The 1,065-nt window shown below is 78.2% G+C and carries 1 protein-coding gene and 1 pseudogene; both read left to right on the top strand.

Annotation, left to right across the window (positions count from 1 at the left end; all coding sequences use genetic code 11):
- The first annotated feature begins 150 nt into the window (after positions 1-150).
- Positions 151-627 (top strand): NUDIX hydrolase, encoded by a 477-nt coding sequence (locus CITRIK5_RS06765; RefSeq protein WP_159833381.1) that lies wholly within the window; start codon positions 151-153, stop codon positions 625-627.
- Positions 624-1,065: pseudogene (locus CITRIK5_RS06760) on the top strand (hypothetical protein); the annotation flags it as partial. The gene CITRIK5_RS06765 and the pseudogene CITRIK5_RS06760, both read left to right, overlap by 4 nt.

Below are 1,065 nucleotides of genomic sequence, written 5' to 3'. Positions count from 1 at the left end.
CCTTCCGGGGGGTGGGACGGGTGGTCCTCCAGCCTAGGGCGCGGGTCGGTGGACCGTGCCGCTGTTCGCGGTGGGCGGTGCTCGTAGACTGGCCGGGCCCGCGGCGTCGCCCGCCGCGGACCGTCCCACCGCCGCCAGGAGACCGCAGCCATGAGCACCACCCCCGCCGCCCCGGACGCCGCCGGAGCGCACCCCGCAGGCCCGTTCCAGACGCGCGCCGGCGCCTATGCCCTGATCGTGGACGGCGGCCGCGTCCTGCTCAGCTCGTGGCAGGGGCCCGAGTACCTGCAGTGGACGCTGCCCGGCGGCGGCATCGAGCTCGGCGAGAGCCCGGAGGAGGCGTGCCTGCGCGAGGTCTGGGAGGAGACCGGCCACACCGCCGAGCTCACGGGCCTGCTGGGCGTCACGACCCGGACGATCCCGGTGGAGAAGCGCCTGCGGGGCGAGCCGCTGCCGCTGCTCACCGTGCAGGTCGTCTACACCGCCCGCATCACGGGCGGCGTCCTGCGCCCGGAGGTCGGCGGATCCTCGACGGACGCGCGCTGGTTCGACCTCGCGGAGCTCAGCGAGCTGCGCACCGCCTCCTGGGTCACCGAGGCGCTCGCCCGTGCCGGGGTGGCCGCGTGAGCGGTCCCGGCCACCGCCGCCCGACGGGACTCGCCGCCTCCGCCCTCGTGCTGTCGCTGGCCCTGGGGGCGTGCGCGCCGCAGGCGGACGCCCCGCCGACGCCCTCGGCGTCAGGCACCCCGATCACGGTCGTGTACGACAGCGAGGGCCTGGAGGCCGCCGTCGCGGCGGTCCTGGCCCGTCACCTGCGCCTGCACGGCCACGCTGTGGCGGACGAGGACGGCGTCGCCGTGGAGCAGCCCGCGTGGTCCGCCGCCGGCGGGGACACGGTCGCCGTCGTGGACACCCTGGCCCTGGCCGCCGCGGCCGACCCCGCAGCGGCGCTGCCGTCCCCGCCGACGCCGACGTCGACCCCGTCGTCGACGCCGGCCGAGACGGAGGCCGACACGTCCGCGGACGCCGTGCCCACCCCCTCGGCCACCGCCTCGACCGCCGCCC

The sequence above is a fragment of the Micrococcus sp. 116 genome (assembly GCF_902506395.1).
Lineage (GTDB): Bacteria > Actinomycetota > Actinomycetes > Actinomycetales > Micrococcaceae > Micrococcus > Micrococcus luteus.
This window is presented reverse-complemented; position numbering and strand designations above follow the sequence as displayed.

Bases quoted from the DNA above. Each gene is read 5' to 3' on its own strand.
- CITRIK5_RS06765 (WP_159833381.1), top strand. From the start codon at position 151: ATGAGCACCACCCCCGCCGCCCCGGACGCCGCCGGAGCGCACCCCGCA.